The organism is Dactylosporangium darangshiense (assembly GCF_039537565.1).
Classification (GTDB): domain Bacteria; phylum Actinomycetota; class Actinomycetes; order Mycobacteriales; family Micromonosporaceae; genus Dactylosporangium; species Dactylosporangium darangshiense.
The window spans coordinates 224,500-247,981 of the sequence record NZ_BAABAT010000006.1 but is presented as its reverse complement, the minus strand read 5'-3'; the positions used below and the strand labels follow the sequence as shown (position 1 = coordinate 247,981).

At 72.0% G+C, this 23,482-nt stretch carries 16 protein-coding genes; 10 read left to right on the top strand and 6 right to left on the bottom strand.

What is annotated here, in order from left to right:
• Positions 1-29 precede the first annotated feature (29 nt).
• Positions 30-770, bottom strand: a complete 741-nt coding sequence (locus tag ABD901_RS15235; protein WP_345126585.1) for a LysR family substrate-binding domain-containing protein — start codon at positions 768-770, stop codon at positions 30-32.
• An 81-nt stretch (positions 771-851) separates the two neighbouring features.
• Here ABD901_RS15235 and ABD901_RS15230 point away from each other — a divergent pair, with 81 nt between their 5' ends.
• The 7 genes from ABD901_RS15230 to ABD901_RS15200 all read left to right on the top strand — a co-directional run bounded on the left by ABD901_RS15230 (position 852) and on the right by ABD901_RS15200 (position 12,808).
• On the top strand, positions 852-1,433 hold the full coding sequence (locus tag ABD901_RS15230) for a DUF998 domain-containing protein (protein ID WP_345126582.1): 582 nt from the start codon (positions 852-854) through the stop codon (positions 1,431-1,433).
• On the top strand, positions 1,430-2,206 hold the full coding sequence (locus ABD901_RS15225) for an SDR family NAD(P)-dependent oxidoreductase (RefSeq protein WP_345126580.1): 777 nt from the start codon (positions 1,430-1,432) through the stop codon (positions 2,204-2,206). The genes ABD901_RS15230 and ABD901_RS15225 overlap by 4 nt, the downstream gene beginning before the upstream one ends.
• Positions 2,207-2,281: 75 nt before the next feature.
• Complete coding sequence (locus ABD901_RS15220) at positions 2,282-5,956, top strand: family 78 glycoside hydrolase catalytic domain (protein ID WP_345126573.1); 3,675 nt, start codon at positions 2,282-2,284, stop codon at positions 5,954-5,956.
• A gap of 222 nt (positions 5,957-6,178) precedes the next feature.
• A complete protein-coding gene (locus ABD901_RS15215; protein ID WP_345126568.1) occupies positions 6,179-6,991 on the top strand; it encodes a cyanophycinase in 813 nt (270 codons plus the stop codon).
• Positions 6,981-9,641 carry a cyanophycin synthetase gene (gene cphA / locus ABD901_RS15210; RefSeq protein WP_345126564.1) on the top strand — a complete coding sequence of 887 codons (2,661 nt, stop codon included), beginning with the start codon at positions 6,981-6,983 and terminating at the stop codon, positions 9,639-9,641. The genes ABD901_RS15215 and cphA overlap by 11 nt, the downstream gene beginning before the upstream one ends.
• Positions 9,623-10,957: a serine/threonine-protein kinase gene (locus tag ABD901_RS15205; RefSeq protein ID WP_345126561.1), complete on the top strand. Its 1,335-nt coding sequence runs from the start codon at positions 9,623-9,625 to the stop codon at positions 10,955-10,957. The genes cphA and ABD901_RS15205 overlap by 19 nt, the downstream gene beginning before the upstream one ends.
• A 159-nt stretch (positions 10,958-11,116) precedes the next feature.
• A complete protein-coding gene (locus ABD901_RS15200; protein ID WP_345126559.1) occupies positions 11,117-12,808 on the top strand; it encodes an FHA domain-containing protein in 1,692 nt (563 codons plus the stop codon).
• A 286-nt stretch (positions 12,809-13,094) separates the two neighbouring features.
• Here the strand turns inward: ABD901_RS15200 and ABD901_RS15195 are convergent, their stop codons facing one another.
• Together ABD901_RS15195 and ABD901_RS15190 are read right to left on the bottom strand one after the other, a co-directional pair.
• Positions 13,095-13,445, bottom strand: coding sequence for a DUF6086 family protein (locus ABD901_RS15195; protein WP_345126557.1), 351 nt, complete (start codon positions 13,443-13,445; stop codon positions 13,095-13,097).
• Between the two features lie 214 nt (positions 13,446-13,659).
• A complete protein-coding gene (locus tag ABD901_RS15190) occupies positions 13,660-15,750 on the bottom strand; it encodes a RecQ family ATP-dependent DNA helicase (RefSeq protein WP_345126555.1) in 2,091 nt (696 codons plus the stop codon).
• 147 nt (positions 15,751-15,897) lie between these two features.
• On the opposite strand from ABD901_RS15190, the gene ABD901_RS15185 reads away from it, so the two are divergent.
• Positions 15,898-16,764: a hypothetical protein gene (locus tag ABD901_RS15185; protein ID WP_345126552.1), complete on the top strand. Its 867-nt coding sequence runs from the start codon at positions 15,898-15,900 to the stop codon at positions 16,762-16,764.
• 159 nt (positions 16,765-16,923) lie between these two features.
• Here the strand turns inward: ABD901_RS15185 and ABD901_RS15180 are convergent, their stop codons facing one another.
• Positions 16,924-18,579, bottom strand: coding sequence for a DEAD/DEAH box helicase (locus ABD901_RS15180; protein WP_345126548.1), 1,656 nt, complete (start codon positions 18,577-18,579; stop codon positions 16,924-16,926).
• 253 nt (positions 18,580-18,832) lie between these two features.
• On the opposite strand from ABD901_RS15180, the gene ABD901_RS15175 reads away from it, so the two are divergent.
• Entirely contained in the window at positions 18,833-19,516 is a 684-nt protein-coding gene (locus tag ABD901_RS15175; protein ID WP_345126546.1) for a ferritin-like fold-containing protein, read from the top strand.
• 504 nt (positions 19,517-20,020) lie between these two features.
• Here the strand turns inward: ABD901_RS15175 and ABD901_RS15170 are convergent.
• On the bottom strand, positions 20,021-20,254 hold the full coding sequence (locus ABD901_RS15170; RefSeq protein ID WP_345126543.1) for a DUF3107 domain-containing protein: 234 nt from the start codon (positions 20,252-20,254) through the stop codon (positions 20,021-20,023).
• Between the two features lie 69 nt (positions 20,255-20,323).
• Positions 20,324-20,962 carry a TetR/AcrR family transcriptional regulator gene (locus ABD901_RS15165; protein WP_345126974.1) on the bottom strand — a complete coding sequence of 213 codons (639 nt, stop codon included), beginning with the start codon at positions 20,960-20,962 and terminating at the stop codon, positions 20,324-20,326.
• A gap of 89 nt (positions 20,963-21,051) precedes the next feature.
• Between ABD901_RS15165 and ABD901_RS15160 the strand changes: the two genes are divergently transcribed.
• A complete protein-coding gene (locus ABD901_RS15160) occupies positions 21,052-23,409 on the top strand; it encodes a hypothetical protein (protein WP_345126540.1) in 2,358 nt (785 codons plus the stop codon).
• The last annotated feature ends 73 nt before the right edge of the window (positions 23,410-23,482 follow it).

The window sequence follows — 23,482 nt, the reverse complement described above, 5'->3', positions numbered from 1 at the left end:
AACCCGACAGTCGCAATAGATGGATGTCTTTACAGCGCCGGCCCCTTGTAGTCGGGATGGCGCCTCAGCCACGCCGAGTAGCGCTCGTTGCGGCGCACGGCGTCGGCGTAGGCCTCGATGGCGTACGCCCACACCTGCCCCGCCTGCCCCGACGCGGATCCGTCGGGCAGCCACCCGAGCATCTGCCGCCAGTGCAGCGGCGCACCCGCGATCGGCACGGTGGCCAGCCCCGCCATCGGCCGCAGCGTCGCCTGGCACAGACCGACGGCGTCGCCGGACTCGATGAGGTCGATCGCGCCGCGCACCTCGGTCTCGAAGAGCACCTTCGGCGTGAACCCCGCCTTCGCGCAGGCCGCCGCATGGCAGGCCGAGAAGCACCCGTCGCCGGGCGCGGCCACCCACTGCGCCTCGGCGAGCTCCGCGAGGTCCACCTCGTCCCGCCCGGCCAGCTCGTGCTTCTCGGGCAGCAGCAGGAACACCGGGTCGGCGGCGACGACGCGCCAGGCCAGCCCGTTGTCGGTGGCCGGCGGCGCGTCGCCGCACGCCCCGACGAGCACGTAGTCCAGCCGCCCGGACAGCACAAGGTCGCCGAGCTGCGACGCCGACCAGGACGCGTGCGTGCTGACCTGGGCGCCGGGGTGGTTGGTGGTGATCCGGCGCACCAGCCCGCCGAGGATCGGCCCGTTGACCGCGCCGATGCGGTAGCGCACGGCGGTCCCGGCGGCGCTGGCCAGCCGCGTCGCCTCGTCCTGCAGCCCCTTGTTGCGCAACCTTCTTGTACCGATACCCCAAGGGGGTACATGGCGCCGCGTGCACCGGCATCACCAGCACCATCGCTAGGCTTGGCGCTCGTGATCACGCGCTGGGCCGCCGCCGGTTCCGCGGCCGCCGGCACGCTCGGCGCCGCGGGCCTGGCCATGGCGGTCGCGGGCTCGGCGCCGTGGCGCTACGTGTCGGAGTCGGGCGTTCCCGGCGCGCCGCACGCCGGGTTGTACCAGCTCAGCATGGTCCTGCTGGCCGTTTCGCTGGCCTTGCTCGCGGTGTCGGCCCATCGCGCGGTCGCGGCCTGCTTCCTGCTGGCGGCCCCGCTGGCCGCCGTATCGGGCGCCGTGCACTGCAGTCCCGGCTGCCCGCTCCCCCCTTATGAGACCCCGTCGCCACGCGACCTGCTCCACGCGACGGCCGCTATCGGCGCACTGGGCTTCTGCGCGCTGGCGATGCTGTTGTACTCCACGCTGCGGCTGCCCGCCCTCCTGCGCCGGGCGGGCAGGATCGGCCTGCTGGTGGCGTACCCGCCGCTGATCCTGTCCGCGGCCGGCATCCTCTTCGCCGGCCGGTCCCTGTTCACGGGCGTGATGGAGCGGATCGCCCTGGTCGGGGTCTCGGCCTGGGTCGTGTTCATGGCGGCCCTCCACGCCCGGTCGCGCCCATGACCCGCACCGTCGTCATCACCGGCGCCAGCGCGGGCATCGGCCTGGCCGCCGCTCGCCGGTTCGCGTCCGACCGCCTCATCCTGCTGGGCCGCGACGAGCGCCGCCTGGCCGCCGCCGGCGCGTTGTTCCCCGGCTCCACGACGATCCGCGCCGACTTCGCCGACCTGTCCCAGGTCTGCTCGGCCGCGGCGCGGATCGCCGGCCTCTGCGACCGCGTGGACGTGCTCGTCAACAACGCCGGCGGCCTGTACCGCGGCCCGCGCGCCATCGCGGTGAACCACCTGGCCGGCTTCCTACTAGCAAACCTCCTGCTCGATCTCCTGCCGGGTGCGCGGATCATCACCACGGCGTCGCTGGCCGAGGCCTGGTCGGTGCTGGACGTCGACAACCCGTTGCGCGCGTCTCTGGCGCACCGGTCGCGCTGGCTGTCCTACGGCTCCTCGAAGCAGGCGAACCTCCTGTTCACGCTGGAGGCGGCGCGCCGTTGGTCGTCCCTCGGCATCCTGCCGACTGCGTTCTTCCCCGGCCTGGTGCGCAGCGGTTTCGCCGCGACGAGCCCGCTGTTCGTGCTCGGCAAGCTGGTCCCGGTCCTGTTCACGTCCCCTGCGCGGGCCGCCGACACGCTGTGCTGGCTGGCCGACGCCCCGCGCTCCGAGCTGGTACCGGGCGGCTACTACTTCCGCCGCTCCCTCTTCGCCGCCACACCCCGCTCGACCAGCCCGACGCGCGCGGCTCGACTTTGGGAGTCGTCGCTCGCAGCCGTTGCGCATTGACGGGTGTCTCATTACAGTGAGCGCATCTGGGCTAAATGAAACGTTTAAATGAAACGTTTCAGGACTGGAGGCATCGTGAAACTGCAAAAACGAGGTCGCGCGGCCGCCACCGCGCTGATATCGCTGGCCGCACTCGTGCTCATCGCGCCGCCCGCGCCCGCCGCGGCGGCCGCGCCCGTCAACCTGTCGGGGGCGCACTGGATCTGGTATCCCGAGGGCGACCCGCGCACCACCGCGCCGGTCGGGTACCGCTACTTCCGCAAGAGCTTCTCCGTCGCCGCCGGTGCCGTCAGCGACGCGCAGCTCGTCGTCACCGGCGACGACACCGTCGACGTCTGGCTCAACGGCAAGCCGCTCGCCGGGTCGCCGCGGGTCACCGACTCGTGGAAGAGCGCGCTCTACGTCGACCTGCAGAGCGCGCTGACCAGCGGTACCAACACCATCGCCCTGGCGGTCCGCAACACCACCTCGGGGCCGGCCGGCGTCATCGGGCACGTCCACGTCGTCACCGCCGGCGGCACCACCGACCTCGTCACCGACACAGGGTGGAAGTCGGCGCAGAGCGCGCCGACCGGGTGGGAGCAGGGCGGCTTCGGCGACGGGTCGTGGCCGGCCGCGCTGGACCTCGGGCTCTACGGCTCCTCGCCGTGGAACACCGCCGTCGTGCTGCCCGACCCCAACGCGGCCTCGCCGCTGAGCGTGGCCGGCGCGACCGTCGAGCACAGCGCCAACCCCATCGGCGTCGACGCCGCGCAGCCGCGCTTCGGCTGGAAGCTCACGTCGAGCACGGCGCAGCAGCGCCAGGCGGCCTACGAGATCCAGGTCTCCACGAGCAGCGCCAACACCGCCGACGTGTGGGACAGCGGGCGCGTGGCCTCCGCCAACCAGGTCGACGTCGTCTACGGCGGCCCGGCTCTGTCGAGCATGCGGCGGTACTTCTGGCGCGTGCGCGTCTGGGACACGCAGGGCCGCGCCAGCGGCTGGAGCGCGAACCAGACGTTCGAGACGGCGCTGCGCAGCCCGGCGACCGAGTGGACCGGCGACTTCATCGGCCAGCCCGCGGTCAACGCCGACCTTTCCGGTGCCACCTGGATCTGGTACCCCGAGGGCGACCCCGCCGCCGGCGTGCCCGCCGCCACGCGGTACTTCCGGCGCACCTTCACCCTGCCCGGCGCCCCGACGGCGGCGACGCTGGTGGTCACCGGCGACGACACCGCCGACGTGTGGGTCAACGGCGCGCAGGTCAGCTCCTCGCCGCGGGTCACCGACTCGTGGAAGCAGGCCGTCGCGCTCGACCTGCGCACGCAGCTCACCGCCGGTACCAACACCATCGCCATCGCCGCGCAGAACACCACCCAGTCGCCGGCCGGCATGATCGCCAAGCTGACCGTGAGCGGCAGCGCGACGATCAACACCGACACCGCCTGGAAGTCGTTCACGAGCGGGCCGTCGGGCTGGAACCAGCCGGGCTTCAACGACTCCGCGTGGCCGGCGGCGAAGGCCGTCGCGACCTACGGCAGCGGGCCGTGGGCCTCCAACGTCGTCATCGCCAAGGCCGCGCCGCTGGTGCGCAAGGGCTTCACGGTGAGCAAGCCGGTCGCTACCGCGCGGCTGCTGACCACCGCCCTCGGCCTGCACGAGACCCGGCTCAACGGGGCCAAGGTCGGCGCCGACGTGCTCGCACCGGGCTGGACCGACTACACCAAGCGGTTGCAGTACAAGGAGTACGACGTCACCGGGCAGATCCGCCAGGGCGACAACGCGCTCGGCGCCTGGCTCGGCAATGGTTGGTACTCCGGGAGCCTCGGCTTCGCCGGCAGCCAGCACTACGGCACCCAGCCGTGGTACTCCGCCCAGCTGCTCATCACGTTCACGGACGGCACCACCCAGACGGTGAAGACCGACAGCAGCTGGAAGGTGACGGCCGGCCCGATCCGCGCCGACGACCTCTACAACGGAGAGTCCTACGACGCCCGCCTCACGATGGCCGGCTGGGACAACCCGGGCTTCAACGACGCGTCGTGGTCCGCGGCCGCGGTGAAGAGCGGCGCCAAGCCCACCCTGGTCGCGCAGGTCGACCCCGGCGTGACCGTGCAGCAGGATTTCCGGCCGGTCGCGATCACGCAGCCGCAGCCCGGCGTGTGGGTCTTCGACCTGGGCCAGAACTTCGCCGGCTGGAACCGGCTGTCCATGGCCGCGCCGGCGGGCACGACGGTGCAGCTGCGCCACGCCGAGGTGCTCAACCCCGACGGGACCATCTACACCGCCAACCTGCGGGGCGCGCAGGCCACCGACCGGTACACCTTCGCCGGCAGCGGGACCGAGACCTACGAGCCGCGGTTCACCGTGCACGGGTACCGCTACGTGGAGCTCACCGGCGCGCCGGCGGGCTTCACCCCGACCGCGGACACGATCACCGGCCGGGCGGCGTGGACCAACGGCGCGCAGCTCGGCACGTTCACCACGTCCAACGCGATGCTCAACCAGCTCGAGCAGAACATCCTGTGGGGCGAGCGCAGCAACATGCTGTCGGTCCCGACGGACTGCCCGCAGCGCGACGAGCGCCTCGGGTGGACCGGCGACATCGCGATCTTCAGCGCCACCTCGACGTTCAACGTCGACGTGCACCAGTTCCTGGACAAGTTCGCCGACGACCTCACCGACGCGCAGCACTCCGACGGGGCGTTCACCGACGTCGCGCCGGGCGTGTGCTGCGGCGCCGGCACCGCCGGGTGGGGCGACGCCGGCGTGATCGTGCCGTACACCCTGTGGCAGCGCTACGGCGACGTCCGCGTCGTCGACGAGCACTTCGCGGCCATGGCCAAGTGGGTCGACTACCTGCGCTCCACCTCGGGCGCCGACCTCATCCGCAACCAGCCCACCTACGGCGACTGGCTCAACGTCAACGACAACACCGCGCAGGACGTCATCTCCACGGCGTTCTTCGCGTGGTCGGCGCGGCTGGTGTCCCGGATGGCGGCGGCGACCGGCCGCAGCGCCGAGGCGACCTCGTACGGCCAGCTCGCCGACCAGGTGGCGGCGGCGTTCACGAGCCGGTTCGTGGCCACCGACGGCACGGTCAGCGGCAACACGCAGACCGGCTACGTGCTGGCGCTCGCGTTCGGCCTGCTGCCCGCCAACCGGGTGCAGGCGGCCGCGGACAAGCTGGCGGCGAAGGTGGCCGCGACCGGCGGGCACCTGTCCGTCGGGTTCCTCGGCGTGGAGAACCTGCTGCCGGTGCTGGCCTCCAACGGTCACGCGAGCGAGGCGTACCAGATCCTCATGCAGCCCGGCTTCCCCGGCTGGGGGTACATGATCTCCAAGGGGGCCACCACGATCTGGGAGCGCTGGGACGGCATCCGCACCGACGGCTCGTTCAACGACCCCGGGATGAACTCCTTCAACCACTACGGCCTCGGCTCGGTCGGCGACTTCCTGTACCGCCAGGTCGGCGGCCTCGGCCCGGCCGCGCCCGGCTACTCGGCGCTGCTGGTCGCGCCGCAGCCGGGCGGCGGGCTGACGTCGGCGAAGTCGGCCTACGAGACGCCGTACGGCAACGCGGTCAGCGACTGGTCCGTCTCCGGCGGCACGCTCACGCTGCGGGTGACGGTCCCGGCCGGGGCCTCGGCGACGGTGCGGGTGCCGACGTCGAACGCCGCCTCGATCGCGGCGCCGGCGCAGGCGGTCCCGTCCGGCACGGCAACGTTCTACCTGCCGGCCGGCTCGTACACCTTCACCGCCGCGGCCTGATCTTCATTCTTGGCACTGCGGGCCTGGCAGCGGAGGGCCGCCAGGCCCGCAGCGGTGACTGGTGGGAACAACGGTCAGCAAGTGACGCGAACCCGAGCCATCTTCTTGAAAAGCCGCCGCCGAGGCGCTCTTCGTATCCCCCGTTCGTAGCCCTGGCAATCCCGGCAAACGCAGGGCGGCCGAGGGCCCTGGTTTGCAAGATGAAGGGGTTGTGGAGGTGGGATGCCGGGAAAGCTGCTCGTCATCGGCGGTGCCGAGAGTCACGACGCGGGTGATGACGAGATCCTCGAGCGGTTCGTGCTGCTCGCTGGCGGTGCGGATGCGAACCTCGTCGTGATCGCCACGGCCAGCGAGAGCCCGGCCGAGCGCGAGAAGGAGTACGCGGAGGCCTTCCACCGCCTCGGCGCCGAGCGGGTCACGCCGCTGCGGCTCGAGTCGCGCGAAGACGCCAACGGCGACCTCGCCACATCGGCGCTCGAGCGGGCCACCGGTGTGTTCTTCACCGGCGGCGACCAGCTGCGCATCACCACCGTCCTGGGCGGGTCGAAGGTGGACTCGGCGCTGCACGCACGGCTGGCCGAGGGCATGGTCCTGGCCGGCACGAGCGCGGGCGCGGCCATGATGTCGAGCACCATGATCCTCGGCGGGAGCGTCGCCACCGTCAGCTCGGCCAGCGTGCGCACCGGCCCGGGCATGGAGTTCCTGCCCGGCGTGCTCATCGACATGCACTTCGCCGAGCGCGGCCGGCTCAACCGGCTGCTCAGCGCCATCGCCATGTTCCCGCACGAGCTCGGCCTCGGCATCGACGAGAACACGGCCATCCTGGTCGACGGCGACGTCTTCGAGGTGCTCGGGCGCGGCACCGTCACCGTCATCGACGCCGGGCAGGCGCGCGACATCAGCTGCCCGTCGGTGGACGCCGGCGGGCCGATCGCCCTGTGGGGCGCCCAACTGCACGTCCTGCCGGCCGGTCACCGGTTCAACCTGACCGAGCGGATGCCGATGAGGAGAGCGGAAGAGGATCATGCGCATTGAGAGCAGTCGGTGGCTGCGGGGGCCCAACCGGTACCTCGCGCGCCCCGTCCGGGTCACCCAGGTCCGCCTCGACGGGCTCACCGGGCGCGAGACCTGCGAGTTCCCGGGCCTGCCGGAGCGGCTGCTGGACCTCCTGCCCGGCCTGGCGGAGCACCATTGCGCCGCGGGGGCGCCCGGCGGGTTCGTCAAGCGGCTCTACGGCGGCACGTACTTCGGCCACACCGCCGAGCACATGGCGATCGAGATGTCCAACGTCCTCGGCCGCGAGGTCAGCTTCGGCCGCACCGTCGGCACGGCAGACCCGGCGGTGTTCGACGTGATCATGGAGTGCCCGCTCGACGAGCCGTACGATTCGGAGATTTCCGAAAAATTACTAGAAAACGCGATCGGTCTGATCCTGGCGCTGACCCGCGGCGAGACGCCGGCGCTGCCCGACCTGAGCGAGATCCAGCGGCGGTACGAGCGGGAGCGCCCCGGCCCGAGCACCCAGGCGATCGCCCGGGCCGCCCGCGAGCGCGACATCCCCGTCGAGCGCGTCGGCGACCTCAGCCTGCTGCGGCTCGGGTACGGCCGCCACCGCCGCCTCGTCTGGGCGGCCCTCACCGACCAGACCTCCGCGATCGGCGTCGACATCGCCGGCGACAAGGAGCTCACCCGCCAGCTGCTCGCCGAGGCCGGCATCCCCGTGGCCCGCGGCGGCGCGGCCGAGGACGAGGCGACCGCGCTGCAGCTGTTCGAGGAGCTGGGCCCGCCCGTCGTGGTCAAGCCGCGCGGCGGGCGTCAGGGCCGGCACGTGTACCTCGGCATCGACACCCCCGACGCGGTGCGCACCGCCTACCGGGCCGCGACCGCGGAGGGCGGCCAGGCCGTCGTCGAGCGCCAGGTCGACGGCCGCGACTACCGCGTGCTGACCGTCGGCGGCGAGATCGTGGCCGCCGCCGAGCGGGTCGCGGCGCACGTGATCGGCGACGGCCGCACCGACATCGAGGGCCTCATCGAGCGGGCCAACCGCGACCCGCGCCGCGGCGTCGGCCACGCCCGCGCGCTGACCCGCCTGGCGATCGACGAGGTCGCCGCCACGCTCCTGGGCCGGCAGGGTCTCGCCGCGCACGACGTGCCCGAGACCGGCCACATCGTGTGGCTGCGCGACAACGCCAACCTCTCCACCGGCGGCACCAGCGTCGACGTCACCGCCCGGGTGCACCCGTCGGTGGCCGACCTGTGCCGCCGGGTCGCCGGCCTGGTCGGCCTCGACATCGCCGGCATCGACCTGCGCCTGCCCGACATCGCCGAGGAGCTGCCCCTGGACTGCGGCGGCGTCATCGAGGTCAACGCCGCGCCCGGCCTGCGCATGCACCTGGAGCAGCACGACGTCGGCGCGGCCATCGTCGACGCGCTGTTCCCGGCCGGCACCCCGTCGCGCGTGCCGACCGTCGCGATCACCGGCACCAACGGCAAGACGACCGTGGCCCGGCTGACCGCGCACCTGCTCTCCGGCGCCGGCCTGCGCGTCGGCCTCACCACCACCGACGGCGTGGTCGTCGGCGGCCGCCTGGTCCAGCGCGCCGACGCCACCGGCCCCCGCTCGGCTCAGGTGGTCCTCGGCGACCCGACCGTCGACGCCGCGGTCCTCGAGACCGCGCGCGGCGGCCTGGTGCGCCAGGGCCTCGGGTACGACTGGAGCGACGTCGGCGTCATCACCAACCTCGTCAGCGACCACCTCGGCCAGGACGGCATCGAGAGCATGGAGGACCTCGTCGACCTCAAGTCCATCGTCGCCGAGCGCGTCCGCGAGGGCGGCGCGATCATTCTCAACGCCGACGACCCGCGCAGCCGCGACCTCGAGTTCTCCGGCCGCGAGATCATCTGGTGCTCCCTCGACCCGCGCAACCCGCTCGTGCGCCGCCACTGGGACTCCGGCGGCCGGGCGTACCTGCTCGCCGACGGCTGGCTGGTCGAGCTCGCGGCCCGCCGCTGGGTGCCGTTGCTCGCCGCGCACGAGTTCGGCGGCGGCTTCGGCGGCGCCGCACGCCACCTGGTCGCCAACGCCCTGGCCGCCACGGCGGCGGCCCGGGTCCTCGGCGTCACCACCGCCCGCGTCGCCGAGCGCCTGCGCACGTTCGGCGCCGACCCCGCCGACAACCCCGGCCGCGGCATGCTGCTGCGCTGCGCCGACGTGCACGTCCTCGTGGACTACGCCCACAACCCCGCCGCCATCGCCGCCGTCAGCGACCTGGTCGAGCGCGTCTGGGGCTGCGAGCGCGCCGTCGCCGCCATCACGCTGCCCGGCGACCGCCGCGACGACCTGCTGCGCGAGTCCGCCGCGGTGGTCGCGTCCCGCTTCGGCCGGATCGTGCTCTACGAGGACCACGACCTGCGCGGCCGCGCCATGGGCGAGGTGCCCGGCATCCTGCGCGACGAGTTGCGCCGCGCCGCACCGCACGCCGAGTGCGTGCAGGTCCGCACGGTCGACGAGGCCGTGCCGGCCGCCCTCGCCCTGGCCCGCCCCGGCGACGTCGTGCTGCTCCTCTACGAGAAGATCGAGCCCGTCCTGGCCATGCTGGGAGCCCTGGGCGCCCACCACGCCGGCGAGGTTGGTGTGACTGATGTGAATCTGGGCAAGACCATGGCGTGGACCGGTACCGGCTGATCGAACCCCTCGGCACCGGCGGTATGTCCGTGGTGTGGCGCGCCTTCGACAAGGTGCTCGAACGCGCTGTGGCGGTCAAGCTGCTGGCGCCCGACCTGCTCGCTGACGAGCGCTTCCGCGCGCGCATCCAGGCCGAGGCGCGCGCCGCCGCGCTGCTCAGTCATCCGCACATCGCCCAGGTGTACGACTTCGGCCACGACGCGGACGGCGCGCCGTTCGTGGTCATGGAGCTCGTCACCGGCCGCCCCCTGGAGGAGGCCGGCCCGCTCCCGTTGTCCGAGTTGTTGCGCGTCGGCGCCGACCTGGCCGCCGCACTGTCGGCGGTCCACGCCAGGGGCCTGGTACATCGCGACGTCAAGCCCGCGAACGTCATGCTCACCGAGGCCGGCGCCAAGCTCGTCGACTTCGGCATCTCCGCGGTGGCCGGCGATGAGAGCGACCGCCACGACGAGATCCTCGGCACGCCCGCGTACCTGGCGCCGGAGCGTCTGCAGGGCTTGCCGACGACGGCGGCGACGGACGTCTACGCGCTGGGCGTGCTGCTGTACAAGGCCCTTGCGGGCCGCCTGCCGTGGCCCTCCGTGGAGAGTTCCACCGGCCTGCTCGAGGCCCACTGTTTCGTTCGCCCCGCCCCTCTGCCGCCCGGCCTCTGCCCGCCGCCGGTCGCCCAGGCGATCGCCCGCTGCCTGGCCAAGTCCCCGCAGGACCGCCCGTCCGCGGAGGAGATGTGCGAGGTCCTCTCGGCTGCGGTACCGCTGGCGCCCGGCGCCTGGATGCCAAGGTCCCGATACGGCCGCCTGACGCTGGCCGGCGCCGTGGCGGTCGCGGCGGTCTCCGGCCTCGCGATGTGCGCCCCCGGCACCCCCGAGGAGCCGACGTGGATGGCCGCCGCCGCGACTCCCGCGAGCGCCGCCCCCGCCGAGGTCGACTGCGCCGTGCAGTACTCGGTCCGCGACGGTGCCGGGGGCGCCTTCGCCGCCGACCTCCACCTCACCGCGACGGGCGGCGACGGCGGCTGGAGCCTGACGTTCAGCCTCCCCGCCGGCCAGGCGATCGGCGCCCTGAACGGCGCCACCTGGACCCAGGACGGCAGCCAGGTCTCGGTCCGCGGCCCCGACCTCGCCGCCGACCTCTCGACCGGCGCCACGTTCGCCGTCACCGGCGCCGATCGCGCCTCGTCCGGTCAGCCTTCCGACTTCGCGCTGAACGGCTCGGCGTGTCGCTCGGTGCTCGTAGCCACCACCACGACCTCGGCGCCCCCGACCGTCCACGACAAGCATGAGAAGAAGGACAAGCCCGGGAAGAAGGACCAATGACCCATTCGTAAGTTGATCGTTCGTTTTTTGGGTTTTTGGCGCTTTGTTGGTTATGGCGTGCAACCTTCCTGACTGGTACACAAGTCTGATCCTGGTGGCGTCCCGTCCATGTACGGGCCGTCTCGCCTTAGGGTGTTGGGGTCGAAGGTAGGAGGGGCCGTGCGTTTCGAGATCAGCCGGGTCATGGACACGATCGAGCAGCGGCTGACCACGGACGTCACCTTGGCGCAGGCCGTGGTCGACCTGGCCGAGGTGGCAAGGTTCGTCGCCCTGGACGGCGGCCGCCCCATCAACCTGTTACGCCTCGGCATGGTGGTCGACGCGTTGAGCCGCTACCTGATCGACGCGGGCGCGATGCTCTACCCGGTGACCGGCCGCGAGGTCCTGTCGGAGGCCGCGCTCACGTCGAAGGAGCGCATGGTCCTGGGCCGCTGGGCCGACGACGGCCTGATCGAGGTCACCCCGGTGGTGGCCGACCGTCCCGCCGAGATCGCCGACTTCACCGGCCTCCCGCTGATCGTGGTGCGCGACACCCCTCAGTACGCGGCCCGCTTCCCCTGGCTGGCCGACAGCCCTGAACGGGTGCTGCGCCTCAGCCCTCGCGCCGGCGGCGCGGTGCTGACGCCGGGCGGCGAGCCCGCTCCGCCGAAGGACGGCAAGGAGCGCCTGGTCGTGGTCGGCAAGGCGACCCTGCCGATCGTCCCGCCCGACCCGGAGGACCCCGCAACGGAGAAGCCCATGGCAACTCCGTCCCCCATCGAGGACCAGCGAGCCGACACGCCCGGCCCGGAAGAGGCATCTTCCGACAATTCGGACGCACCGGCCGCCGCTACGGCCACCTTGGCCGGTCCGGACGCGGATAAATCGGACCCGGACAAATCGGACGTCGGCGAATCGGACGTGGACAAGCCGGCCGCGGCGTCGGACATGGCCTCGGCCTCTGCGTCGGCCTCGGCCTCGGATTCGGACTCGGGGGACCCGACGTCGGGCTCAGCGGCTTCCGGCTCAGCGGCATCGGGCTCGGCGGCTTCGGACTCTTCGGATTCGGACACGTCGGTTTCGGCGGGGATTGCGGGTTCGGATAAATCGCCAAGTTCGGATAAATCGGACAATAGTTCGCCCAAGCCAAGCCCGTCCCCGGAGGTCAAGGGCGGCCGCCCCGACGGCCTCCAGACATTCACCGCGAGGGGCGCCCAGCGCTCCGGCCGCACCCGGGTGGTCCGCCGCCGCTTTACACGGGCAGACCCGAGCGGCGTAGGCGCCGCCTTGATGGCCCGCCAGTGGCGTTGCAAGGAGCCCGACTGCCCCGCATTCGGCGAGTACCGCCGAATCGGCCAGCCCGTCCCAAGGATGCGCGGCGGCGTCCCCGCCTGCCCGCGCCACGGCGAGGCCGTGAAGGACATCGGCCCCCGCCCAGCGGCTTTCGCGGTGGCCATCGTGGTAGACGACCTGGCCCGCCGCCGTTTCGTGGTAGCCGCCAACCACCCGGTCATCGTCGGCCGCGACCCATCCGACCCCGACGAGATCTCGGTAGGTGCCTGGCTACACGAGGCAGCGGCCGCCTGGATCGCCAAGGAACACCTCCGCCTGGAGGTAACGGACGCCCGCCTGAGGGTGACCGACACCAGCAACAACGGCACCCTGATCTGGAAGCGCTCAACTCCAGACGTCAAGGAGGAAACCCAGCGCATCTACCACAAGTCGTACAACCTGGACGGCTGGGACTCAATCGAGCTCTACACCGGCGTAGAACTGGTGGTAGGCGACCACCGCCTGCAAACGGTAGTCGGCTCCGAGCCCGCGTCAGTCCTACTGGACGCCCCCACGGTAGCTTTGCGCCTAGTCAACTAGCCCACTTCACCATTCGCTGTTCCGCATCCGCCGAGTACCACCAGTGCGCGCTCCAGCCCTTCTCGGCAGCGTTTTCTTTCCACGATCACGCGTTTTCACCCCCTCCAAGGGCAGGGCCCCGACAAAGTCGTGATGCATGTCCGGCTTGAGGTGCTTCGTGTAGACGCGCCCTTGCTGGGCGCAGCAGGACGGGCATGACCTGTTCGGAAGACCATCGAGGCTCCTACGCCCTGTTGATCGTTCCCGAAGCTGGATGCCCGCCGATCGCCTCATCTCGTGCGGCCGGTCAGAACGGCAGTTCGGACCTGAGCTCGGTCAGCGCGGCCACCTCATTTTCGGTCCGTCCGTCCAGCGCGATGTCCGCCCGACGCAACAGGTCGAGGGAAACGGCCAGTGGCCCGCGGAGCAACGCCCGGACGTCCCCACGCCCGCGTTCCACGTACGCGTGGAGCATCGCCCCGACGAAGTCGCGGAAGGCGTCAGGTTCGATCGTGTACCAGTCTCCCGAGACATCGGTGAGCCCGGTCGGCCGGTCGACGTAGCGCGAGGCCGCGTCGACCGTGTCGAGGTAGAGCCGAGCGACTTTGTTGGCCGGGCTCCAGATTTCCTCGTTGTTGACGTCGAAGGTGAAACTCACGGCCCGGTATTCCAATCAGCAACGGCCATAGCCCAACCGCACCCAACGCGCCAAGGCCAGGCAAGGCGGCCCGCCCGGTATTCCAATCAGCAACGGCCGTAGCTCGACCGCAACCAACGCCCCCAGTCCAGGCAAAGGGGCGCACGGTGCCCCCCGCCCCCGCCCCCGTCCTCGGCCCCCCGCCCCGCCCCCCAGGGCCCAGAAGACACACCCCTCAAGCCGCCACAGCCAACGCGAACGGCAACACCCCCCGAGCCCCGGCCCCCATCAACGCCCGCCCAACGAGCGCCATAGTCCACCCACTATCCACATGATCATCAACAAGCAACACGGGCCCACCCAACTCCCGCACCCCCGATGCCACCGACCCCGGCACCGAGAACGACGCATGCAACGCCCGAACCCGCTGTGCACTGTTCGTCCGCGAAGCCGACTCGGTCCCCACCCCCGCGGGCACCGTCCCCAGCAGCGGCAGCCGCCCCACCTCGGCGATCCGCGCCCCCAACGACCCGACCAGCTCCGGCGCATGCCACGACCCGATGACCACCACCCCGGCCGGTCGCTCCGCCCACCGAGCGTCCCCCTTCGCCCACTCCGCCAGCGTGGCCACGACCCCGTTGAAGATCTCGTCCGGGATCGGCCCGTCGGGCGCCGCGAGCAGGTTGCGCAGGCGGTCACCCCAGCCGAGGTCGCTGAGCCGCCCGATCGCGCGCCCCGCGAGCGTCTGCTCGCCGGCCGGGATGTTGCCGCTCAGCGACACCCCGACCGTCGCCATCCCGGTCGGCCACTTCTTGCGCGGTGCGATCTCGACGCCGGCGCGGCCGAGGTGCGCGCGGGCCGCGGCGAGCGCCTCGGGGGAGACCTCCGGCTCGTACCACACCCCGGCGCAGTTGTCGCACCGCCCGCACGGCACCGCCTCGGGATCGTCGAGCTGGCGGCGCAGGAACTCCATCCGGCAGCCGGTCAACGCCGCGTACTCCAGCATCGCGTCCTGCTCGGCCTGCCGCGCCGCGGCGATGCGCGCGTATCGCTCGGTGTCGTGCCTCCACGGCTCACCGGTGGCGATCCATCCGCTGGCGACCCGCTTCACGGCGCCGTCGACGTCGAGCACCTTGAGCATCAGCTCGAGCCGGCTGTGCCGCAGCTCGACCCGCGGCTCCAGCGCCATCGTCGACAGCGGCCGGGCCGAGTCGGCCAGCACGTCGAGGACCGAGCGCACCTGGTGCTCGGGCGGGAAGGCGAGCGAGGCGAAGTATCGCCAGATGTCGGTGTCCTCCCTGCCCGGCAGCAGCAGCACGTCGGCCTTCTCGACGGCCCGCCCGGCCCGCCCGACCTGCTGGTAATACGCGATCGGCGACGACGGCGCGCCCAGGTGCACCACGAACCCGAGATCCGGCTTGTCGAACCCCATGCCCAGCGCCGACGTCGCCACGAGCGCCTTGATCCGGTTGTTGATCAGGTCGGCCTCGGCGCCGAGCCGGTCCGCGTTCTCGGTCTTGCCCGTATATGCCGCGACGTCATAGCCCTGCGCCCGCAGGAACGCCGCGGTCTCGTGCGCCCCGGCCACCGTCAGCGTGTAGATGATCCCGGAGCCGGGCAGGTCGCGCAGGTGCTCGCCGAGCCAGGCCAGCCGGTGCGAGGGCGACGGAAGGCTCAGCACCCCCATCCGCAGCGACTCCCGGTCGAGCGAGCCCCGCAGCACCAGCGCGTCGTCGAGCTGCTCGGCCACATCGGCGGTGACCCGCGAGTTGGCCGTGGCCGTGGTGGCGAGCACCGGCGTGTCCGGCGCCAGGTCGAGCAGCAGCGTGCGCAGCCGCCGATAGTCGGGCCGGAAGTCGTGCCCCCAGTCGGAGACACAGTGCGCCTCGTCGACGACCAGCAGCCCGGTCGTCGCGGCGAGCTTGGGCAGCACATCGTCGCGGAACCCGGGGTTGTTCAGCCGCTCCGGGCTGACCAGCAGGACGTCGACCGCGCCGGCCGCGATCTCCTCGGTGATCGAGTCCCACTCCTCGAGGTTGGCCGAGTTGATCGTGCGGGCCACGATCCCGGCTCGGGCCGCCGCGTCGGTCTGGTTGCGCATGAGCGCAAGCAGCGGCGAGACGATCACGGTCGGCCCGGCGCCGCGGGCCCGCAGCAGGGCGGTGGCCACGAAGTACACCGCCGACTTCCCCCACCCTGTGCGCTGCACACACAGCACCCGGCGGTGCCCGGCCACCAGGGCTTCGATGGCCGTCCACTGGTCTTCGCGCAGTTCGGCGGCGGGTCCGGCGAGCTTCTTGAGAACGTTCGAGGCTTCGTGTCTCACGGGGTCGACGCTAGCAACGGGGTCTGACAAAAAGCGCTACGTGCACTGCGGACGACCGTATCCGGTGACCGGAGCGTAGTCGAGCAGTCGCATGGAGATATGTTCACCTGTCCGAGGCGCACTTCGGTCGCTCGCTAGGGTGGTCGCATGGCGTTGAAGGGTCCGTTCGTGGCCGCTGGGCTGGTCGCGGCCCTCCTGCTGGGCTTCGGCATCGCCCGCGCAACGGATACCACGTCCGCCTCTCCGGCCCCCGCGCCCGCCACGACGGCGATACCGTCACATTCCCACGGCGGCGCGGTCACCGGCGACCTGGGCGGCTTCTCGCTCAGCGCCGGCGGCTTCACGCTAGTCCCGGCGCAGCCGCTCACGATGCCGGCGGCCGCGCAGCAGCAGTTCAACTTCAAGATCGTGGGCCCCGACGGCAAGCCCGTCACGAAGTACATCGTGAATCACGAGAAGAACCTGCACTTCATCGCCGTGCGGCACGACCTGTCCGGATTCCAGCACCTTCACCCGGCGATGGCCGCGGACGGCACCTGGTCGATCCCCCTCACGCTGCCGACCCCGGGCGTGTGGCGCCTCTACGCCGACTTCGTGACGCTCGACCCAACCGGCCAGCAGCTGCCCCTGGCACTCGCCGTAGATGCAACAGTCGCGGGCAGTTACGCCCCGATCGCGGTCCCGCCGCCGTCGCGTACGGTGGAGACGGACGGGTTCACGGTCACTCTCGAGGGCACGCCTCAGGTCAACGCAACTCAGCCACTGTCGATGCGCGTCTTCGCCAATGGCACTCCTGTCACCGATCTGGAGCGCTACCTCGGCGCATACGGGCACCTGGTCGTCGTCCGAGACGGCGACCTCGGTTTCTTGCATGTGCATCCGGAGGACCAGCTGGTGGGCGGCGCCGTCAAGTTCTGGCTGTCCGCCCCCAGCCCCGGCCGCTACCGCATGTACTTCGAGTTCCAGAAGCAGGGCACGGTCCACCGCGCGGAGTTCACGGTCGACGTGGCTTAAGAGCATTTCCATGGCTCGGGCCCGTGCAACTGGCGACCGTTGTTCCCACCAGTCACCGCTGCGGGCCTGGCGGCCCTCCGCTGCCACGTCCGACGGTGCCAAGAATGAAACAAGGGCGAACCCGGTGCGGGCCCGCCCTTGCTGGATATCCGTGGTGCCTTATGCCTCGGGGCTCGAGTCCGCCGCGGACTCGGCCGCGCCCTCGCTCGAACCGCCCCGTCCGCGGCCACCGCGACGGCGACGCCGGCGGGTGCGCGCGGCACCCTCCTCGCCGGCCACCGCGACGGACGCTCCGGCGCCTTCGGATTCCGCCTCGGACGCCGACGAATCGGCGAGGTCGGCCGAGGACGCGGACTCGGTCAGCTCGACGCCGTCCACCTCGCCCCGGCGTCGGCGTCGGCGCTGGCGGCGCGGCTCGGTCGCCTCGGCGGTTTCCGACGCGGTCGGCGCCGGCGCGGTCGACGAACGGCCCCGGCCCCGCGTGCGGCCACGCCCGCGCGGCTTGCCCTCGACGTCCTCGAGCGTCTCCGCGGACAGGCCGGCGCGCTTGCGGTCGGCCGTGGGCAGCGAGCCCGTCGTGCCCTCGGGGATGCCGATGTCGGTCAGCAGGTGCGCCGACGTGTGGTAGGTCTCCGGGGGCTCCGGAAGATCCATGCCCAGGCTCTTGTCGATGATCCGCCAGCGGGGCATGTCCTCCCAGTCCACGAACGTCACCGCGACGCCGGTGGCGCCGGCGCGGCCCGTGCGGCCGATGCGGTGCGTGTAGGTGTCCGGGTCCTCCGGGCAGTCGTAGTTGATGACGTGCGTGACGCCCGAGACGTCGAGGCCGCGGGCCGCGACGTCGGTGGCGACGAGCACGTCGATCTTGCCGGCCCGGAAGGCGCGCAGGGCCCGCTCGCGGGCGCCCTGGCCCAGGTCACCGTGGACCGCGGCCGCGGCGAACCCGCGGAAGTCGAGGTCCTCGGCCACCCGGTCGGCGGCGCGCTTGGTGCGGCAGAAGATCATCGTGAGGCCGCGGTCGGTCGCCTGGAGCACCCGCGCCACGATCTCGATCTTGTTGAGTGGATGGGTGCGGTACACGAACTGCTTCGTCAGCGGCGACGGCCCGGTGCTCGCGTCGTGATGCGCGTGGATCGTCATCGGCTGGCGCAGGAAGCGCCGGGCCAGCGTCACGATCGGGTCCGGCATCGTCGCCGAGAACAGCATCGTCTGCCGCTCCTCGGGCAGCAGCGTGAGGATGCGCTCGACGTCGTCCAGGAACCCGAGGTCGAGCATCCGGTCGGCCTCGTCGAGCACCAGCGCGCGCACGGCGTGCAGGCGCAGGTGCTTGCCCTTGGACAGGTCGAGCAGGCGGCCGGGCGTGCCGACCACGATCTCGACGCCGTTGCGCAGCGCTTCGACCTGCGGCTCGTAGGCCACGCCGCCGTACAGCGGCAGGACCCGCACGCCGCGGGTCTTGCCGGCCGCCGCGATGTCGCGGGCGACCTGCAGGCCGAGCTCGCGCGTCGGCACGACGACGAGCGCCTGCGGTAGCCCGTCGGCGCCCTCGCTGGGTGCGGTGACGCGGTCCAGGAGCGGTACGCCGAAACCGAGGGTCTTGCCGGTGCCGGTCGGCGCCTGGCCGATCAGGTCGGTGCCGCGCAACGCGATCGGCACGGCGTATTCCTGGATCGCGAAGGCGCGGGTGATGCCGACCGCCTCGAGCGCGGCCACGGTCTCCGGCCGGGCGCCCAGGTCGGCGAATGAGGGACTGTCGGCGCGCACAGGCGCGCGGGCGGCCACCGTTTCGGCGGCCTGAGTGTTGTCGATGGTCATGTTTTGCTCGGGGTGTCTCTCTCGCGGGAGCGCCCCTGAATTACCGGGTGCGCTCGATCGGTCGTCGGCGCGGGCCACACGCAACCGGATGACAGTGCTACCGGAACGACAGCTGGTCGCGGGCTACAAGCGCCGATGTGCCAGGGCTAGGGTCCGCCCGGGTCTATTCCGGCCATTGTACCGACCGCCGGGCCTTTCCGCTCACAGCACCGCGCGGAGCCCGTCAGGTGATCCGGCGCGGTACTGTGCCGGTGTGTCCGATGTCACCCCGCCCGTCCAGCCCGCCGGCGAGTCTTCACCCGAGCCGGCCGCCGAGGCGGTCGTCGATCTGCTGGGCATGCTCGCATATGGCGAGCTGGTCGCCTTCGATCGCATGGCCGCCGACGCCCGTCTGGCCCCTGACCTGCGCCGCCGCGCGGTGCTCAGCGAGATGGCGGCCCGCGAGATCACCAACTTCCGCCGCATGGCGGACCGCCTGGGCGAGCTCGGCATAGACCCCGAGGCGGCGATGCGCCCCTACGTGCGCGCGGTGTCGGACTACCACGAGCAGACCGAGCCCAACGACTGGCTCGAGGGCCTGACCAAGGCATACGTCGGCGACGGCATCGCCGACGACTTCACCCGCGAGGTGGCCTCGGTGCTGACCGCTCCCGACCGCGACCTCATCCTGGACGTGCTGCACGACTCGCGCCACGCCGACTTCGCCGCCGACGAGCTGCGCGCCGCGATCGCGATCGACCCGAAGGTCGCCAACCGCCTGTCGATGTGGGCGCGCCGCCTGGTCGGCGAGGGCATCTCGCAGGCACTGCGCGTGGCGGGGGAGCGCCCGTCGCTGACCGCGCTGCTGGCGATCAACGGCACCGACTTCCAGGCCCTGCTCAAGCGCCTGACCAGCGCACACACGGCGCGCATGGGCGCGGTCGGCCTGAACAACTGACGCCGCTGCGCACCCGCCCGCCGCGGACCGCGGCGGCCGCGTGGAACCGCGGCAGCCGCCCCGACTGCGGCGGCGTCACGGACCCCGCCGGCCCGTTGGTCCCGCCAAGCTCGCTGGCCGCGTCAACCCCGCTGGTCCCGCCGGCCGTCGGCCGCCGGCTGTGCCAAGCTCGCTGGCCGCGTTAAACCCCGTCGGCCGCGCCAAGCTCGCTGCCCTCGCTGCCCACACCAAGCTCGCTCGCCCCACCAAGCTCGACGGCCCCACCAAGCTCGCCGACCCCACCAAGCTCGCTTGGGCGCGGGAGCCGCACGTGCTGCTGGACGCGGCGCGTCACCCGATCGTGACTCCGGCGCATGCCGGGAAGTGATGATAAAGGCGATAAATCCGGACAGCGCAGCTGTCTGGATTTATCACCTCATGTGCGTATCCGAGCGAGAGGTCAAAACCCGCGCTCGGGGCAACACAAAAGGGCCCCACGAGGGGGCCCTTCGATGCCGTTCGAGCTCAGCGAGCGGACGAGAAGCCGACCGGACGCGGCGACGACTCGGCGATCTCCACGTAGGCCAGCTTGCCGACCGGGATGATCACCCGGCGGCCCTTCTCGTCGACCAGGGACAGAACGCTTTTATCCCCACCATTGATCGCGTCGGTGACCGCAGACTCGACCTCGCTGGGCGTCTGAGTGCTTTCCAGCACCAGCTCCCGAGGCGCGTACTGCACGCCGATCTTGACCTCCACGTCTTCCTCCTTGATCGGGCGCGGCCGTGCGTCGGCCTGCACACCCAGTGTGGTTGAAGATTAACGCGGTCAGGCGTGTTCGCCGTGCAAGGGGAAGCTTGCGATGCCGCGCCAGGACAGGGTGGTCAGCAGGCTTTCGGCCTCCGCCTTGTCGACCTGACGGCCGCCGGCGAGCCAGAACCGGGCCGCGATCTCGGCGGCGCCGACCAGGCCGGAGGCCAGGAGCTCGGCGCGGGCGCGGCTGACACCGGTGTCGGCCATGATCGTGTCGGTGATGGCGGCGATGCAGCCGGTCTCGACGCGGTCCACGCGCTCGCGGACCGCGGGGTCGTTGCGCAGGTCGGACTCGAACACGAGCCGGAAGGCTTCGCTCTCGTGGTCGATGAAGTCGAAGTACGCCTGGATGGCGCCGCGCACCCGGTCCTTGTTGTCGGTGGTCGCCTCCATCGCCGAGCGCACCCGCGAGACCATCGCGTCGCAGTGCGTGTCGAGCAGGGCGAGATACAGCTCGAGCTTGCCGGGAAAGTGCTGGTAGAGCACAGGCTTGGAGACTCCGGCGCGCTCGGCGATGTCGTCCATCGCCGCGGCGTGGTAGCCCTGCGCCACGAAGACCTGCTGTGCCGCGGCGAGCAGTTGCTTGCGCCGCGCCGACCGGGGCAGCCGCACGGGGCGACCGGCCGCCTGCGTGCCGCTCATCGCCGAGGTCATGTTCACCATCCGGATTTGGGTCGAGATTGCAACTTACCCCCTTTCCACCCACACGGTAGCCTCACCTAGGGGCGACGGAGGAGCGTGCGGTGGACGAAACGGGGCAAGCCGGTAGCCCGGATGCGGGTGGCGCATACCCTGGCGCCAACCCGGGGCTGAGCCGGGGCCGGAGCGGCTACCAGGACGGGCACGTCGGCGGGGCTTCGCCCAGCGACGACGCGCTCGAAGCGATCGTCTCCGCATGGCGTGAGCCGGCCACTGGCGCCATCGCCGGTCGTGCCACGGTCAACGGCCTCAACGGCAACGGCCTCAACGGAAACAGCAACGGCCTCAACGGCAACGGCATCAACGGAAACGGCGTCAACGGCAACGGCAACGGCGCTTCGCGCGGCCGCGCCGAGGTGCGCAGTCCGTATTCCGACATGCTGGCCCCGATGAGCCCGCCGGTCTCGGCGCCGCCGCCGGTCCAGCCGCCCACCTCCACGCTGCACTACGGCCACTACGGCCCGGACGGGCAGGGCTGGCCCAACTCGAGCAGCACCGGCGAGACCAAGAACGTCCCCGCGCCGCCGTCGCCGGGCACGGTCTACGGCGCCCTCAGCGGCGTCGACCACGCCGGCGACACCCGCCGTCCGGTGTCCGGGCAGCCGTCGGTGGCGCCCCTGCACGGGCCGCAGCCGCCGTTCGACGTGCAGCCACTGCACGGCCCCCAGCCGCCCTTCGACGTGCAGCCGCTGCATGGGCCGCAGCCCCCGTTCGACGTGCAGCCGGTCCACGGGCCGCAGCCGCCGTTCGAGGCGCAGCAGCAGGAGGCGCCGGCGCAGCCGTCCTACGACTTCGGCCAGCAGCCGCAGCAGTCCTACGGCTACGAGCAGGCCCCGTCGGCCCTCGACCGGGCCGCCGAGCAGCAGGCGCACCAGTCGGATCAGTGGGGCTACCAGTTCCAGCAGTACCAGCGCCAGCAGCCCGAGCCGCCGTACCAGCAGCACCAGCCGCAGCAGGAGTCGGCGTATCACCAGCCCGAACCCCCGTACCACCAGCCGGAATCCCCGTATCACCAGCCCGAGCCGCCGTACCAGCAGCACGAGCCGGCGTACCACCAGCCGGAGCCGCCGTACCAGCAGCACGAGGCCGCCTACCACCAGCCCGAGCCGTCGTATCAGCAGCCGCCGGAGCAGCGGCACTGGGCGCCGGAGCCGGCGCAGCCGGAGTTCGACTGGGCCGCGCCCGCTCAGCACCTGCCGGCCGTGCACGAGCCGACGTCGGCGCAGCCCGTGGTACCGCTGACGCCACCATCGCAGCCGCAGGCCCAGTCGCCGGCCGCCCAGCGCGTCCCGGAGGACGATCCGCTGGTCGGGCCGCTGCCGCCGGTCCTGCTCGGCTCGGCGACCGGGTTGTCGGCCGGCGAGCCCGCGATGCCGTCGTTCGCCGACGCCATGAACGAGCCGTCGTACGAGGCGCTCGAGCTGCCCCAGCGCGTGCCGTCCGAGCCCGACGTGCCGAAGGTGCCCGTGGTGGAGCCGCAGCCGGTCGCCGTCGGCGCGCCCGAGCTGACCCGCATCACCAACAAGCTGCGCGAGGACGAGGACTTCGGGCCGGAGAGCCTGGACGAGCGCCCCGACGGCTTCGACGTGCAGAGCGTGCTGCGGGCCGTGCAGACCGTCAGCGGTGTGAGCCGCGCCACCCTGCGCAAGAACGCCGACGGGCTGCACACGCTGCGCCTGGAGCTGGCCGACGAGGCCGACGCAGGGCAGGTCAGCCGCATCGTCGCGCGGATGCTCAACGACACGATGGGGCTCTCCGCCGAGCAGAACCCGCTGCTGCCCTACGACGACGGCGCGCCCGACGTCCCCGGGCCCATCGCGGGCCCGCTGGCGCCGACGATGGCCGGCCGGCCGCCCGCGCGCAACACGCCGCACAGCGCCCTGCCCGGCTACGGGCGGGAGGCGCGCCGCCGCCGTCCGGTCAGCTCCGGTGCGCGCCGCCCCAACGAGAACAACAAGGCGCCCGCGCTCATCCCCAACCCGGGCGCGATCGTCTCGCCGCGGGTCGTCATCGAGTCCGTCGACGTCAACACGCAGGGCATCGACGCGACCGTCGAGGTGCGCCTGACCGCCGACAACCACCCGGCGATCGGTGTGGCCAGCGGCCCCAACTTCGACGGCTACATGCTGAAGCTCGCCGCGCTCGCCGCGGCCTCGGCCGTCGACCAGCTGCTCATCGACTCCGACACCACCGTCCGGGCGCGCTGCTACATCGAGCACGCCGCCGTGGTGGCACTGGGCGGGTGCGAGGTAGCGGTCGTCGTGCTGCTGCTGATGTACGACGGATTCGTCGAGCAGTTGACCGGCTCCGCGGTGGTCAGCGGCGACGGGGACTCGCGGCAGGCAATCGTCCGCGCGACCCTCGCGGCCGTGAACAGGCGCCTGGAGGCCCTGCTTCCGTAAAGGCGAGCCGTCAAAGCGAGCCGTAAAGCGAGCCGTAGAAGCGATCCAAGAGCGATCCGTAGAGTCGGGTGTG